Origin of the sequence: Limnofasciculus baicalensis BBK-W-15 (genome assembly GCF_024178385.1) — a bacterium.
Taxonomy (GTDB): Bacteria; Cyanobacteriota; Cyanobacteriia; order Cyanobacteriales; family Coleofasciculaceae; genus Limnofasciculus; species Limnofasciculus baicalensis.
Genome location: NZ_JAMZMM010000051.1, coordinates 7,025 through 22,674, shown reverse-complemented (window position 1 = coordinate 22,674; position 15,650 = coordinate 7,025). Strand labels below are relative to the sequence as shown.

The window sequence follows — 15,650 nt, the reverse complement described above, 5'->3', positions numbered from 1 at the left end:
AAACCTTAATTGCGACTACTTTAGCTAGGAGTTTAAACGATGATTTTGTCCAGGGAACTGTAATTAGTGGCACCAAAAACTTAGTAACTATGTGGGAAGATTATGTTCACCGTTATGGATTGCGGGCAAAAGTTCTCTCCATTAGTCTAGTCCAAAGTGAGTTACCTAATGAACGTCGTTATCGGGTAGTACTAATTGATGAAAGTCATAATTTGCGCAATCGGGAAGGGAAGCGTTATCGAGCGATTCAGGAGTATATTGCACTTAATGAAAGTCGCTGCATTCTGTTAACAGCTACACCTTATAATAAAACTTATTTGGATTTATCTAATCAACTCCGTTTATTTGTTCCAGAGGATAAAGATTTAGGAATACGTCCAGAAAAACTGTTGAGTGAGTTGGGAGGAGAAATCGAATTTAGCCGCAAATACCAAGCTCCTGTTCGTTCACTTGCGGCTTTTGAAAAGAGCGAATATCCTGATGATTGGCGAGAATTAATGCGGCTCTATATGGTGCGGCGCACTCGCAGTTTTATTCAAGTAAATTATGCGAAAAACCTAACCCCCCAACCCCCTTCCCTGCAAGGGAAGAGGGAGAATAATTTGCATTTCCTTCCAGGAAAGGCGAAGGAGGAGAATAATTCTTCTTTCCTGCCAGGAAAGGAAGAAAATTACTCCCCTCTCCTTGCAGGAGAGGGGCTGGGGGAGAGGTCAAAATCTGGTGGGCGGAAATATTTAGAATTTCCGGATGGTAGACGGGGATATTTTCCGATTCGCCAGCCAAAAACTGTTAAATTTAGTTTAGGTGATGATGACCCCTACGCTGCTCTTTATTCAGAGAATGTGGTCAAACTGCTTAATTCTTTGAATCTGCCGAGATATGGATTAGGTAACTACGCGGTGTCTGTTAAATCAGCTCAAAATAAGTCTTTGACAGCCGCTGAAATCTTGCAGCTTAAAGGGTTATCTCGTGCTGGGAAGCGGTTGATGGGATTTTGCCGGACGAACTTATTTAAGCGTTTAGAAAGTGGTGGTGTGGCTTTTCTTCAGTCCCTTGACCGACATATCCTCCGCAATTATATCTTCTTGTATGCGATCGCGCAAGATTTACCTTTACCTATTGGCAGCCAAGAAGCCGCACTTTTAGATACTCGCAATAATGACGAGGATTTAGATGACTTAGCGGGAACATTAATTGATCCAGAAGTTGATGGTGATGAGGAGTTAACTTCGGAACAGCTTTTATCTCAAACTGAGACAAATTATCGCCAACGTGCCGCTACTCTTTACCAAGATTATGCAACTCGTTACCAGCGTCGATTTAAATGGCTGCGCCCGAAATTATTTAAGGCATCTTTAAAAAAAGATTTACTAGCTGATGTCCAATCTTTAATTAGTTTGCTGAATGAATGTGGGGATTGGGATGCAAATCAAGATCAAAAATTGGTAGCCTTAATTGAACTCCTCCGTCAGATTCATCCCGAAGAAAAGCTGTTGATCTTCACACAGTTTGCAGACACCGTACATTATCTAACTACTGAACTTAAATGTCGGGGTATTGATAAAATTGAAGGGGTAACGGGAAATTCAGTCAATCCGGCGATAATTGCTTGGCGTTTTAGTCCCATTAGTAATAGTAAATCGGTTGCTCCTGCTGATGAATTACGGATTCTGATTGCTACGGATGTTTTTAGTGAAGGTTTGAACTTACAAGATTGTGCGATAATTGTTAATTATGACTTGCCTTGGGCAATTATTCGCCTAATTCAAAGGGCGGGAAGGGTAGATAGGATTGGACAAACAGCCGAAAAGATTATTTGCTACTCTTTTTTACCTGCGGAAGGTGTGGAAAGGACGATTAACTTACGGGGGAGATTGCGTCAAAGACTCCAGGAAAATGCCGAAGTGGTTGGTACAGATGAAGCCTTTTTTGAAGATGATGCCGATGAGCAGATGATGCTAGATTTATATCATGAAAAATCTGGTATTTTAGAGATGGATGACGATAATGAAGTAGACTTAACTTCAGAAGCATATCAAATCTGGAAGAATGCTACAGATAATAACCCAACTTTGAAAAAAACAATTGAAAATTTACCTCCTGTCGTCTATTCTACCCGTACCCATCTCCCCACAACTAGCCAACCGGAAGGAGTACTTTTATATATGAAAACCGCAGGAGGTAATGATGCTTTAGCTTGGATTAATCGGGAAGGAAAAAGTGTTACTCAGTCTCAATTTGAGATTCTGCGGATAGCCCGGTGCGAAGCAGAGACAAAACCAATTCCCCGTAACTCCGAACATCATCATTTAGTTAAGGAAGGGGCAGTATTAATTGCTGAGGAAGAAAAGAGTGTTGGGGGACAATTAGGTCGTCCTTCGGGTGCCAGATTCCGTACTTATGAACGCCTGAAGCGCTATGCTAGAGAATTACCTCTATTAGTAACTCCCGACTTACTCAAAGCAATAGACCAAATTTACCGCTATCCCTTGCGACAGTCAGGAGTTGACCGCTTAAATCGTTCTCTCAAAAGTGGGATTGATGACCAACAATTAGCGGAATTAGTAGTTAATTTATACTTAGATAATAGCCTCTGCTTAGTCCATGAGGAGGGTAGAATTCAAGAACCCCAGATCATTTGTTCATTAGGATTGTTTCAATCGTCAGATTAGGTAATTGCCATGATTTCAACTACGAAACCGCTTACCCAGATAACTTTAGACGAGTTTTTGGCATTACCAGAAACTCAGCCTGCCAGTGAATATATTGAAGGAATAATCTACCAAAAACCCATGTCTCAAGGAGAACATAGTACTTTACAAGGTCGTTTAGGAGCAGCTATCAATCAGGTAGCTATACCACAGAAAGTAGCTCATGCTTTTCCTGAGTTACGCTGTACTTTTAGTGGTAGTGCAATTGTGCCAGATGTGACTGTTTTTGAATGGGAACGTATCCCTCGCCGTCCTAATGGTAAAATTGCGAATAAGTTTGAAATTCCTCCTGATTGGGTAATTGAAATTCTTTCACCGGATCAATCTCCTAATCGGGTGATTCGTAAAATTACCTTTTGCTTGAAACATGGGAGTAAGTTAGGTTGGTTTATTGAACCGGAAGATGAATCTGTCATAGTATTTCAACCAAATCAGCTACCTGATGTGAAATATGGTGATGAAAAATTACCTGTTCTCGAAGTATTAGGAGATTGGGAACTGTCTGTGACAAATCTGTTTGATTGGTTGCAGCTATAGTGGATATCATGGAGTAGGGTGGGCACTCCCCATTACAACTTGAAAAGCTGATTATTACGTTAGTGGGGAGTGCCCACCAAAGCCGTTATTGAAACTGCTGAAAAATCTGAGTAGAAGGCTGAAGTAAGATTTTCAACCGTTAACTCTTAGGAGAAATTAACTATGCCCCTCGATTTCCAACGCACTCGCGATTTACTCGATGATTTTAACTTTAAAGACTTATTTATTGAAGTATTAGGTTGGTCACAACCATTGACGAAAAAAGCGATACCGCTGGAAATTGCCGACCAAAATTATCACTATAAAAGAATAGCAGAAGCCTCTGGAGTAGTAGTTTTTGAATTAACAGGAGAGGATGGCAAAATTCCTGAAGCAAAACAACGGGCAGCTATCCACAAAGAAATTACCGAAAGGATTGCGGAAAACCTCTTAATTTTCGTGGATAAAGAAAGGACTCGCAGTCTGTGGTATTGGGTAAAAAGAGATGGGGCAAAACGCTATTTTCGCGACCATTTATATGTAAAAGGTCAACCGGGAGACTTATTTTTAGGTAAGCTGGGTAGTTTAGTGATTGATATCGCTGACGAAGAAAGAGAACCCTCAGTGATAGAAATTGCCCAAAAGTTACAAAGTGGTTTTGATATTGAGCGAGTTACTAAAAAGTTTTATCAGGAATTTCAAGAAGAACATCAGATATTTTTGCAGTTTATTGGGGGAATTGACAATGAAATAGATCGCCGTTGGTATACTTCGGTAATTCTGAATCGCCTGATGTTTGTTTATTTCTTGCAGCGGAAAAGGTTTATTGATAATGGCGATTTAGATTATCTGCAAAATAAGCTAAATCAGAGTAAACAGCGGGGAGATAACTGCTTTTTTAGTGAATTTCTCCAAACGCTATTTTTTGAAGGGTTTGCCAAACCAGAAACGGAACGGAATCCAGAGGTACAGGCGTTAATTGGGCGGGTAAAATATCTGAATGGTGGTTTATTTCTCAAGCATCGAATTGAGGAAAATTATCCTAATATTGCTATTTCAGATCGAGGTTTTGAGCAGATTTTAGATTTATTTTCTCGGTATTCTTGGCATCTGGATGATACGCCGGGAGGTAAAGATGATGAAATTAATCCGGATGTCTTGGGGTATATCTTTGAGAAGTATATTAACCAAAAGGCATTTGGGGCTTATTATACTCGTCCCGAGATTACTGAATATTTATGCGATCGCACTATTAACAAGCTTATTCTAGATCGGGTGAATGCGACAATTGAAGATCCCCCCCTGCCCCCCTTATTAAGGGGGGAGAAGATTGAAAAAGTCTCTATCTCTAACTCCCCCCTTCACAAGGGGGGCAGGGGGGGTAAATTTCAAGATATCAACGAACTACTAATTAACTTAGATGACCAACTCTGCAACAGCTTAATCCACGATATCCTCCCCAATTTATCATTACTTGACCCCGCTTGTGGCTCCGGTGCATTTCTCGTAGCGGCAATGAAAACCCTAATCTCAGTCTACACCGCTGTAATTGGCACAATTAAATTAAAAGGTAATCGCCCTCTCAAAAAATGGCTAAGTGAAGTAGAAGCAAACCATCCCTCCTTGTCTTATTTTGTCAAAAAGCGGATTATTACCGACAATCTCTATGGTGTAGATATCATGGAAGAAGCCACAGAAATTGCTAAGTTACGGCTATTTTTAGCCTTAGTTTCTTCTGCACAAGAAGTTGATGAATTGGAACCCCTACCGAATATTGACTTTAATATTATGGCAGGGAATTCCTTGATTGGGTTAATTGGAGTAAATGAGTCAGGATTTGATGCCGCTGGTGACTCAAAGTATCAGCAGGGAAACTTACTCCAACCCCTAGCAGCTAGTAGCTATCGGCAGATTTTAGCAGAGAAAAATGCCAATATAGACTTATATAAAAAACATGCTTTTCAACCAGAAGATATCGATGGGACATCTCAGGATAATCGGCTTCAGAGGCTGCGGAATGAGATTGATAAGTTAAATCGAGATTCTTACGCTAAGTTGAATCAGTTATTATTGGATGAATTTAGTATTAAGTTAGGGATTAAGTATGAGGAAGCGCAGTTACAGGGGAAGGCGAAAAAGCGAGTATTGAAGATAGAAGATATTGAGGCGTTGAAACCGTTTCATTGGGGTTATCATTTTGATAAGATTATAGAGGAGAGAGGTGGTTTTGATGCGATTATTACTAATCCACCTTGGGAAGTTTTTCAAACTGATGAAAAAGAGTTTTTCCAAAAATACGATAATTTAATAAGGAAGAATAAGCTAGATATTAAAACTTGGGAAAAGCAGCGCGAACAGTTGCTGAAAGATCCAGAAATTCAAGGAGCTTGGTTGGAATATTGCAGCAGCTATCCTTATGTCAGTGCTTATTTTAAGAAAGCTGAACAGTATAAAAATCAACGCTCTGAAATGGGTGGAAAGAGTGTGGCTCGAAAGATTAACTTATACTTCTTATTTGTCGAACAGTGTTTTAATCTACTCCGTAGCGGTGGCGATTGTGGAATTGTGATTCCCAGCGGGATTTACACTGATTTGGGAACTAAGCAACTGCGGGAAATGTTGTTTAGTAAAACTGAAGTTACTGGGTTATTTTGTCTTGAGAATCGTAAAGAAATCTTTGAAGGAGTTCATCGTAGTTTCAAAATAGTTATTCTTACTTTTGAGAAAGGCGGTAAAACAACTGAATTTCCATCTGCTTTTATGCGTCTTGATGTGCAAGAACTTCAAGAGTTTCCTCGTCAGGAAAACTTATCTCTAAGTGTTGAACTGATTCGTCGCTTATCTCCTGACTCTTTATCAGTAATGGAGTTCAAAAATGAGATTGATATCCGCATTGCTGAAAAAGTAGCTCAATTTCCACCACTAGGGGAACAAATTGAAAGCAGATGGAATTTGAAGCTTTCTCAAGAAATTAACATGACTAATGATAGTCATTTATTCAAAACCCAATCAGACAAAGGTTTAGTTCCACTTGTACAAGGCAATATGTTTCATCAGTTTAAACCTGAGTTTGCACAGCCTAAGTATTGGATTAATTTACAGGAAGGACGAGCAAAAATTCTTGGACGTACAAAAGATGAAGGACAAAAATTAGCTTATCAAGACTACCGTTTAGTACATAGAAGAATAGCCCGTAATACTGATGAACGTAGTTTAATTGCTTGTGTGCTGCCTCCAAACAGATTTTGTGCAGATACAGCCCAAACTGTTAAAATTTTACTCCCATACGACATAACTTTATTTATCACAGCCGTGTTGAATTCCTTTGCCCTCGACTCGGAGATTCGCCGAAGAATTACAGCCCATTGCGATATGCACTTCATGTATGCACTAAGAGTCCCCCGCCTCACAAAAAACGACCCCTACTTCAACGAAATAGTAAAACGCGCAGCCCAACTCATCTGCACCACCCCAGAATTCGACGACTTAGCCCAAGAAGTTGGACTAGATTCTCACCAAAACGGCGTAACAAATGAAGTTGAACGGGGAAAAATAAGAGCAGAAATCGACGGTATGATAGCCCACCTCTATCGCATAACAGAATCAGAATTTGCCTATATTCTCACTACATTCCCCATAGTATCAGAACCAGTGAAACTAGCAGCACTCAATGCTTATCGAGATGTTAGACTAGGATTAATTAAATAATTCTTTGCGCACCTTGACGATGGAGCGGAAAGCCTGTAGGATTTAATTAGAATCTTAATAAGGTTTCTAATTTGGGGATAGGCAGTCAACAACCCACCGTTAAATCGGAGTACCGACTATTAACTCCTGCAAAAATTAATTAGGCAAGAATTCTTGACTAAGAATTTGTTCAACAGTGTAGGGGCAAGTTTCAGGAAGATCGATATAATCTAGAGGAGTTTCTTGGACAACTATATCTGTTCCTAGGGGATATGCAAGTGCGATCGCATCTTTGATGTATGGGCGTAGACTAGGACTATCATCCAACAGCATAGTCAGGCGGCGACGTTGTTCCCGAATAGTTGCTAGCCAACTTTTACTGCGATGGGTAGGCTGGAAGTGATATTTAAGCAAGTGCCCTAAAAGTATTGCTAAACGGTTTCGCAATTCCTGCCGTTGCTGTTTACCCAAACATTCAATCTCCTCAGCAATATTTTGTAAATCAATCTGGTTAAATTTACCCAACCGCAGCAGTGGTATCTGCTCTTGTGTCCAGGCGTAGAAGTCCGTTTCGTATAAGTTAGTAATGATAGGTTCAAGCATTTATTTATAGTTAGGGAGTAGGGAGTAGGGAGTAGGGTTTAGCATTAGCCATTAGCCATGAGCCATTAGCCATGAGCCATTAGCCATTCTCCCAAGTAAATTTTATCTTCCCAAACAACGAATAGCCTCTAACATCCCTCTCGCCTTATTCAAAGTCTCCTCATATTCCATTTCCGGGACAGAATCTGCCACCAAACCCGCACCCGCTTGCACTGATACCTGATTTATCCCATCCTCAGTACCACGAACCACCATAGTCCGAATTGCGATCGCACTATTCAATTGTCCTTCAAAATCATACCACCCATAAACTCCAGCATAAAGTCCCCTCCTTTCGGGTTCCAATTCATGGATAATTTCCATGGCTCTAATTTTCGGTGCGCCACTAACCGTACCCGCTGGAAAACAAGCCTTCAATAAATCCCAAGCTGTTTTACCTTCATCCAATTCTCCCACCACATTACTCACAATGTGCATCACATGAGAGTACCGCTCAACTATCATTAATTCATCTACTTTTACCGAACCACTCTTACAGACTCTACCCAAGTCATTTCGACCTAAGTCTACTAGCATAATATGTTCGGCAATTTCTTTAGGATCTGCCATTAATTCCGCTGCTAGAGCATCATCTTCCTGATGAGTTTTCCCCCTACGTCTGGTTCCCGCAATTGGGCGTAAAATCGCTTCCAGCCCTCCCTCTGGTGACTTACTAGCCTTTACCATAACCTCTGGACTAGAACCAATAATTTGCCAATCCCCAAAATTAAAATAAGCCATATATGGGGAAGGATTAATTAATCTCAGGGAACGATAAAGAGCAAAAGGATCTCCCTTATATTCTGCGGCAAGGCGTTGAGAAATAACCACCTGAAAGATATCGCCAGCGCGGATATAATCCTTCGCTTTCTGGACATTTGTACAGAATTGGGCTGCCTCAGTATTGCTAGTATAAGTTAATTTCTGAGTCGTACTATCTGGCGGCATCCATTCCAACACCGTATCTCTACCAGATAGAGGCAACTGAAGCTTGTGTACTAATGCTTGAACGCGATCGCAAGCTTCCTGATAAGCTTGTTCCAAGTCTACATTACTATCCCGCAAATCCGCATAAACCACCGCCCAAATCTTCCGTTTCACCTGATCGAAAATAATCAGATTATCCACCTGCATCCATATCCCATCCGGCAAATCATTTTCCCCTATCGGATAAACAGGTACTCTTGGCTCAATCCAATGAATTAACTCATAACCCCAAAACCCAAACAAACCACCAATTCCTGGCGGTAATTGAGGTAAAGTTACTGGCTTAATCGGTTTCAAACAATTAGCTAAAACATCAAAAGGATTCCCCTCAAACACAGTTATCGAACCATCTCGCTGTATCTGAGTCGTAGAATTATCCCTCGCTGCCAATACCCATAAAGGGTCACAACCCAATAAACTATAGCGTCCCACATTTTCCCCACCTTCCACCGACTCCAATAGAAAGCTGTAAGGTTGTCCAGCACAAACCTTATACCAAGCAGAAACAGGCGTTTCCAAATCCGCCACCCACTCCTGATATACGGGAATAAAATTTCCCTCTTGTGAAAGTTGACGAAATTGAGAAAAATCTGGGGAAATCATAGATGCTGGTGTTAGGGAGTTGGGAGTGGGGAGTTGGGAGTGGGGAGTTGGGAGTGGGGAGTTGGGAAAATTTGATGTAGGGGCGTAGCATTCGGGGGATAACCTATTTCTGAAAACATAGATTGTTTTGTCCGAATGCTACGCCCTTCCGGGGGTGGGGAAAGAAAACACGCCCTACGGGCTAACAGCTAATCCGAAAAAACAACTAGCCATTCCCCATTCCCCACCCCCTACTGCCTACGATTAGGATTCGTAAGTTGCCTTACCGCTGAACTTAACTGAGACTGGTTCCGGGTTGCTACCGATATTCCGGTCTATTTTACCGTTGAATTCGCGACCTGCGTTCACCTTTTCAGGGAAGACACCATCTGCTGGGTGCAGAAATTGGATTTCCCCGCTGGGATAAACCCGGTAAATCTTGTAGTCGGTGATTTTGGGCTTGAATCCTGTCCGAAGTTGGGTTCCCAACGCCAGACACTGCTCTTTGCGAGCCAGATACAGGAGGTTTTCCCCTGCATTCATCACGGCTGCGCCGCCTGTGGGCATTTCAAAGACTTGCTCTGTTGTGCTAGTCCAGGTGATGGCGTATTTTTCCTCGACTTCTGCTTTTGTAAGCAATCCGCCAGTGCTTCCGCCAAACTTAGGAGTGGCTCCAGTAAGTGCTTCTGCCATAGTTCTGTTTTAACCTTTATATACGGCATTTAGGGAATGCTATCACTCAGGTTGCCCAAGTCATAGCACTTTGTCAAGAACTGTTACAGTTTGTAATTCGTTTTTGGTTGTTGGTTGTTGGTTGTTGCTTTTTAGTTCCTTAACTTTATTGCTTTGTTATAACTTGTAAATAACAAACAACAAATAACAAACAACTAATAACTAACAACCAACAACAGGCACAGTAAAGTGAAATTGAGCGCCTTTGTCTTTCCCTCCTGAAGAAGCCCAAATTTTTCCGCCCCACCCCTTGACAATTTGACGACAAATTGCTAGACCTAAACCAGTACCGCCAGTAGTCCGTCTCAAAGCGCTTTCTTCCTGATAGAAACGATCGAAGACATATTCTAAGCGGTTGGGTTCGATACCACGTCCAGTATCGGCGACAGTAACTTCTACAAGAGAAGGATCGGGGATTTGGATACTAATTGCGATTTGCCCTTGTGGATTAGTAAATTTGCAAGCATTGTCGAGGAGTTTGGCAAGGACTTCCACTAACCATTCACCATCTGCTAAAACTAAGGGAACACGCTCGGGGAGTTGGGAAATAATTTGGGGATAAACCTTCTTCAAGTAATGCGCCCGGATTTGGCTGAGGGCTAACTCAATACATTCCTCAAGGAAAAGGGGTTCGGGATGCCATTGTACCCGATCGCTCTCCAAACGAGATAAAGTGAGGAAGTCTTGGACTAGTTTCCGCATCCGTTCCGAATCAGCCAGGGCAGTATCCAGCATAATTTGGCGTAATTCCAGAGGCATGTCAGGTTCCTGCGCTAGACTTTCCAGACATACTCTAATTGTAGATAGAGGAGTCCGCAATTCGTGACCTGCGATCGCGACTAAATTACTGCGAGTGCGATCGAGGATCTCAAGTTGCTGGTTCAAATCTTGTAGATTAGTATAGGCAGCAGCTTGAATTAAGGCTACCCCAACTTGAGTTGCGATCGCTTCCACCAAGGCTAATTCTTCATCTTTCCACCGATAGGGTATTGCCAGACAATGGTGTAATTCCACCATCCCCAATAACTCACCTTGATACAATACTGGTACCATGAGCCAAGAGCGCATAGAAAAAGTTTGTACCAAATTATTGAGAGTTGATGATGGGGAATTTGGTTTTTTACCTTTAGGATTAATAATCGCTAATTCATTGGTATTGTTAATCCGGGGATCTTGTTCTGTATCTTCGATTAGAATAGATTCGTGATGTTGTGCGATCGCCTGAAATAGGCAATTATCTTGTAAAGGCCATTTCTGCCCAATAGTAGAGGTAAGGTGCAGATCTTCCCTACCTTCAATCTCTAAATATTCATGACCGATAATAGCGGATATATCTGTTGCCTTACAACGGTAAATCAAACAGCGACAAGAGCCAAGAGCTTGTCCCAACTCCTGCACAGCAACTTCCAGAATCTCATGGGGATTAAGAGAAGTCCTAATTGCTGATGTAATTAAATTAACTAAACGTTCTCGCTGTTGTTGAGTGTAAATCGAGCGATAGGCTTTGAGTAATTTATACTGCCCCGCTTGTAAATAAGTTACCAATCGCTCCACAAAAGGATCTTCATTGGCGAAGTTTTGACTTTTGACTTTTGACTTTTGACTTTTGACTTTTGACTTTTGACTTATTAAATACTGGGTTTTTACCTGTTCAATTTTGCTTGCCAAGTCGGGGCGATATATCTCAATCCGATTCAGGAGTAACTCAGCCGCTTTTATGGTAACCTGACGGTCAAAACTCCAGATACCCTCAAAGCGACGGGCAGCATCCATGTCAGAATAGGTACGATCCGAGACAAGCGTCGTCTTTTCGCGACAGATTAGGCAGTTAGCATACTCCTGTGCAATTACCACCAAATGCCATTCTTGACTCAAAGCATCCCCTGAATCGAAGGCAATCATTTCGTGGGAGTCGGAGGTATTGTTAAAGTTAGTTTCCGGTGCTGCGAGGACATATAGTTGAGAGGTTAATTCGGCAACGCGGCGATATCGGTGGGCTTCTTGACGATAGAATCGCTCTCGCTGAAAGCAGGCAATCACCAGGGGTTGGGCTGAAGTAGCCAAAACCCGATCTTCCATGGCATGGGAGAGTGCCGTCAGGGAAGACTTGAAATAAAGTTGTTGCCGCAGATGGGGTATGGCTTGGACTAAGCTACTTAGTACCGAAGTTTTAATGATCATTCAAATAGGATAGTTCTCACTTTCTTTCTTTTTGCGATAATCACTTGACAATTTACCGATTTTATGAATTCTCTTCCATAAGATTCGATGGATATCGATCGGGTTGTCGCGGGAGAGATTGTGGGATCGGCTTTATCAACCATCCTACCTGAATCGAAACAGGATCATGAATTCTATGGCGGGCTTTCAACCTGTACCTGTACTCAGGTCAGTGCTGGGTAATTTACCTATGATTCCTGGTAAGATATAGAGTGTAATTTGCCCTAACCCCTAACCCCTAATCCCTAACCTCCTATGGCAGACAAAATTAAAAAAGGAACATTGGTACGCGCGATCCGGGAAAAGCTGGAAAATAGCTTGGAAGCTACAGCCAGCGATACTCGCTTCCCCTCTTACCTCTTTGACAGTGATGGGGAAATCGTAGATATAAGGGGCGACTATGCTTTCGTCAAATTCTCTGTCCCCACCCCCAATATTTGGTTCCGCCTGGACCAACTAGAATTAAAAAGTTAGATTAGAAGATATTTGGCGATCTCTAGAAGAAGGCGTTTCGCCTACACATCCAATCTATGGCATCCTTTCCCAACCAACCCATTGCCTGCAACGACCACCGCGTTACGATTATCGGTGCTGGTAATGTAGGTAGTACTCTCGCCCACCGCATTGCTCAACATAATCTCGCCAATGTGGTACTAGTGGATATTGTAGAGGGGATGCCCCAAGCGATCGCACTGGATTTGACCCACGCACAAGGATTAGATCGTCACAATCGCCAAATTAAGGGTACTAATGATTACGCCGATACCGCTAATTCTGACATTGTGGTAATTACCGCAGGTATCCCCCGCAAACCAGGGTTAAGTCGAGACGATTTAATTCAGATTAATGCCAAGATTGTAGTAGAGGTGACCCAAAAGGCGATCGCATATTCTCCCGATGCCATCTATATCATTATCACTAATCCTCTGGATGTCATGACATATCTGGCATGGCAGGCAACAGGATTACCCCCAAATCGTGTGATGGGCATGGCAGGTGTTCTCGATGCGGCACGATTCCAAACCTTTATTGCGATAGAATTGGGCGTTTGTGTTACTGATGTCAGAGCTTTAGTAATCGGAGATCATGGAGATTCGATGATGCCATTACCCCGCTACGCCAGTGTCGGGGGAATTCCGATTACAGAATTAATGGATAGAGCGACAATAGAAAGAATATGCGATCGCACCCGTCACGGTGGCGCAGAAATTGTTAATCTGAGGAAGACTGGTGGAGCATATTCTGCACCTGCTTCTGCCGCTTGCCTAATGGTAGAAGCTATTTTACACAACCAATCCCGTCTCGTTCCCGCATCAGCATATCTTCAGGGGGAATATGGTTTAAATGATATTTTCATTGGAGTACCTACGCTATTGGGATGTCAGGGAATTGAAAAGGTAGTAGAACTTAATCTTACAGATGAGGAAAGGGATGCTCTCCATGCTTCTGCCTCATCAGTGCGGCAAAATATTGATCGAGCAGGGGTGTTGTTGGGAAATTGTAGCGATGACTAAGGTGCTTAGGGCAGCAATTTTAGTTTTATGGGATAATATTGGAACTGAAACGACAAATCAGATCGAATCTGTTGGCGTTGGTATAATATCTTTTTTTTAACACAGAGAGCGCAGAGGTGAACACAGAGGTACGCAGAGGTTTTTCTGTCAGAGGTTGAATAATTCCGATCCAACCGGAAATTATACCATTATTGCCCGAATACCCGGAAAGCGATCGCAAAACGATGGATTATTTGTTGTCATTTCAATAGTATGATAAGTAACATTTTGAGAAAACACTTTAATCAACCCCTGGTCGGTCTAACGATCCTAGCAGCGATCGCGGCGGCTGGCGCAACACCTGTAAAGGCACAACTCCCTACCTTTTCCCCGCCACCGCCAAAGGAGATTGATAATACACCGATAATTTTGCCACCCCCGCCATTGATACAGCCTCCCGCTGCAACAGGGGTTCGCACTGTACCAATTAATTCTCCCACCATCGCTACAGCTCAATGCAATCGGAATAATCGACCCCTTACTGAAGCGTACACCCTAGGCTCTGGAGATCAAGTTCGTTTGGATCTTTTTGATGTGCCCGAATACAGCGGTCAATACCAAGTGCTAGTTGATGGTACTCTGAACTTACCCGTAATTGGCAGCCTATCTGTCGCTGGGTTAACCCCAAGTACCGCTAGTGAACTCATTTCTGGGCGCTATGCCCGCTACGTCAGACGACCTCTAGTTACTCTTAGTCTAATTAAAGCCCGTCCCCTGAAAATTGCAGTAGGTGGAGAGGTAAATCGTCCCGGCGCTTACAGTATTAGCCTCACTGATGGTCAACAATTTCCGACAATCACTGATGCAATTAAAATCGCTGGCGGTATTACTCGCGCGGCTGATGTCAGGAGCGTGCAAATCCGTCGCGTCGATAATCGGCGAGGTTGTACGGCAGATCTCTGGAACTTATTACAAAATAGTAATCTAGGAGAGGATATTTCTTTGCGGGATGGAGATGAAATCTTAATTCCAACCACGATCGGTATCGATCCCCTAGAAAGTCGCCAACTATCAACTGCTAGCTTTGCTCCTAGTACCGTTGAACCGATTAAAGTGGCTATAGTGGGAGAAGTGGTACGCCCTGGACCTTATAGTGTATCAGCAGCAACGGCTAGTGCTACTAATGCAGATCGTACCAGCGGAGGGAGCAATAGCAGAGAACCCGCTACAATCACTCAAGCGATTCAAGTGGCTGGGGGTATTACTCAATTAGCTGATATTCGCCGGGTACAGGTGCAACGTACTACCAGAGAAGGTACCAGACAAGTCATTGAGGTGAATCTATGGAATCTTTTGCAGGAAGGTGATTTATCTCAAGATGTAATTTTACAGGAGGGCGATACAATTACTGTCCCTACTGCTGTAGCAATCAGCGCCCCTGAAGCAACTGAGTTGGCATCGGCAAGCTTTTCTGCTGCCATTATCAGTGTTAATGTGGTGGGAGAAGTGAAGAAACCGGGAGTGGTGCAAATACCAGCTAATTCTCCCTTGAATCAAGCACTTTTAGTCGCTGGTGGATTCGATCCGCGTCGCGCCAAGAAGAATGTGGTAGAGTTAATTCGCCTCAATCCCAATGGCACGGTGGAAAAACGGGAAGTCGAGGTGGATTTTACTGCTGCTGTTAATGACCAAACTAATCCTCCCTTACGCCCTAATGATGTGATTGTTGTTAATCGCTCCGGTCTTACCAGTTTTACCGATACACTGAATAATGTGGTGAGTCCTATTGGTGGACTATTTACGTTATTTAGATTTTTCGGCTTATAGTGGGATGGGAAATGGGGAATGAAGCTTTTCTTAAGAGTGCCTCGTAACATCTTTTGAGAATCCCCCGTCTTTTAAGCGGGGGAGTACGTCAACTGAGACAAAATTGGGATATAGTTCTCAATTAACTAAAAAGGATCTGAGGGGATGCGGGAGATGAGCAAGATTAAGGATCAGATATCGTCTAATGGACATGGAGCCAATGGACATGTAGCTAATGGACATGTAGCTAATGGACATGTAGCTAATGGACATG

10 protein-coding genes are annotated in these 15,650 nt (G+C 42.7%); 6 read left to right on the top strand and 4 right to left on the bottom strand.

From position 1 onward, the window contains the following. The 3 genes from NJ959_RS07700 to NJ959_RS07690 all read left to right on the top strand — a co-directional run. Positions 1-2,672: DEAD/DEAH box helicase (locus NJ959_RS07700; RefSeq protein WP_254011172.1), on the top strand; the 2,672-nt coding region annotated here is incomplete at its 5' end. Positions 2,673-2,681: 9 nt separating this feature from the next. After that, positions 2,682-3,248: a Uma2 family endonuclease gene (locus NJ959_RS07695; RefSeq protein WP_254011171.1), complete on the top strand. Its 567-nt coding sequence runs from the start codon at positions 2,682-2,684 to the stop codon at positions 3,246-3,248. A gap of 162 nt (positions 3,249-3,410) precedes the next feature. Then, complete coding sequence (locus tag NJ959_RS07690; RefSeq protein WP_254011170.1) at positions 3,411-6,935, top strand: Eco57I restriction-modification methylase domain-containing protein; 3,525 nt, start codon at positions 3,411-3,413, stop codon at positions 6,933-6,935. Positions 6,936-7,070: 135 nt separating this feature from the next. On the opposite strand, the gene NJ959_RS07685 is transcribed toward NJ959_RS07690, so the two are convergent. The 4 genes from NJ959_RS07685 to NJ959_RS07670 all read right to left on the bottom strand — a co-directional run bounded on the left by NJ959_RS07685 (position 7,071) and on the right by NJ959_RS07670 (position 12,038). Next, positions 7,071-7,517, bottom strand: a complete 447-nt coding sequence (locus NJ959_RS07685; protein WP_254011169.1) for a DUF29 domain-containing protein — start codon at positions 7,515-7,517, stop codon at positions 7,071-7,073. A gap of 102 nt (positions 7,518-7,619) precedes the next feature. Beyond that, the gene (gene trpE / locus NJ959_RS07680; protein WP_254011168.1) at positions 7,620-9,146 is read right to left on the bottom strand and encodes an anthranilate synthase component I; all 1,527 of its coding nucleotides are present in this window, start codon (positions 9,144-9,146) and stop codon (positions 7,620-7,622) included. Positions 9,147-9,389: 243 nt separating this feature from the next. Beyond that, complete coding sequence (locus tag NJ959_RS07675; protein WP_254011167.1) at positions 9,390-9,818, bottom strand: photosystem I reaction center subunit II PsaD; 429 nt, start codon at positions 9,816-9,818, stop codon at positions 9,390-9,392. 201 nt (positions 9,819-10,019) lie between these two features. Continuing rightward, entirely contained in the window at positions 10,020-12,038 is a 2,019-nt protein-coding gene (locus NJ959_RS07670; protein WP_254011166.1) for a DICT sensory domain-containing protein, read from the bottom strand. 294 nt (positions 12,039-12,332) lie between these two features. Here NJ959_RS07670 and NJ959_RS07665 point away from each other — a divergent pair, with 294 nt between their 5' ends. From NJ959_RS07665 to NJ959_RS07655, 3 genes are all read left to right on the top strand, one after another. Continuing rightward, a complete protein-coding gene (locus NJ959_RS07665) occupies positions 12,333-12,551 on the top strand; it encodes an NAD(P)H-quinone oxidoreductase subunit O (protein WP_254011165.1) in 219 nt (72 codons plus the stop codon). Between the two features lie 56 nt (positions 12,552-12,607). Then, positions 12,608-13,591 (top strand): malate dehydrogenase, encoded by a 984-nt coding sequence (gene mdh / locus NJ959_RS07660; RefSeq protein ID WP_254011164.1) that lies wholly within the window; start codon positions 12,608-12,610, stop codon positions 13,589-13,591. A gap of 267 nt (positions 13,592-13,858) precedes the next feature. After that, a complete protein-coding gene (locus NJ959_RS07655) occupies positions 13,859-15,397 on the top strand; it encodes a polysaccharide biosynthesis/export family protein (protein ID WP_254011163.1) in 1,539 nt (512 codons plus the stop codon). Positions 15,398-15,650 lie beyond the last annotated feature (253 nt).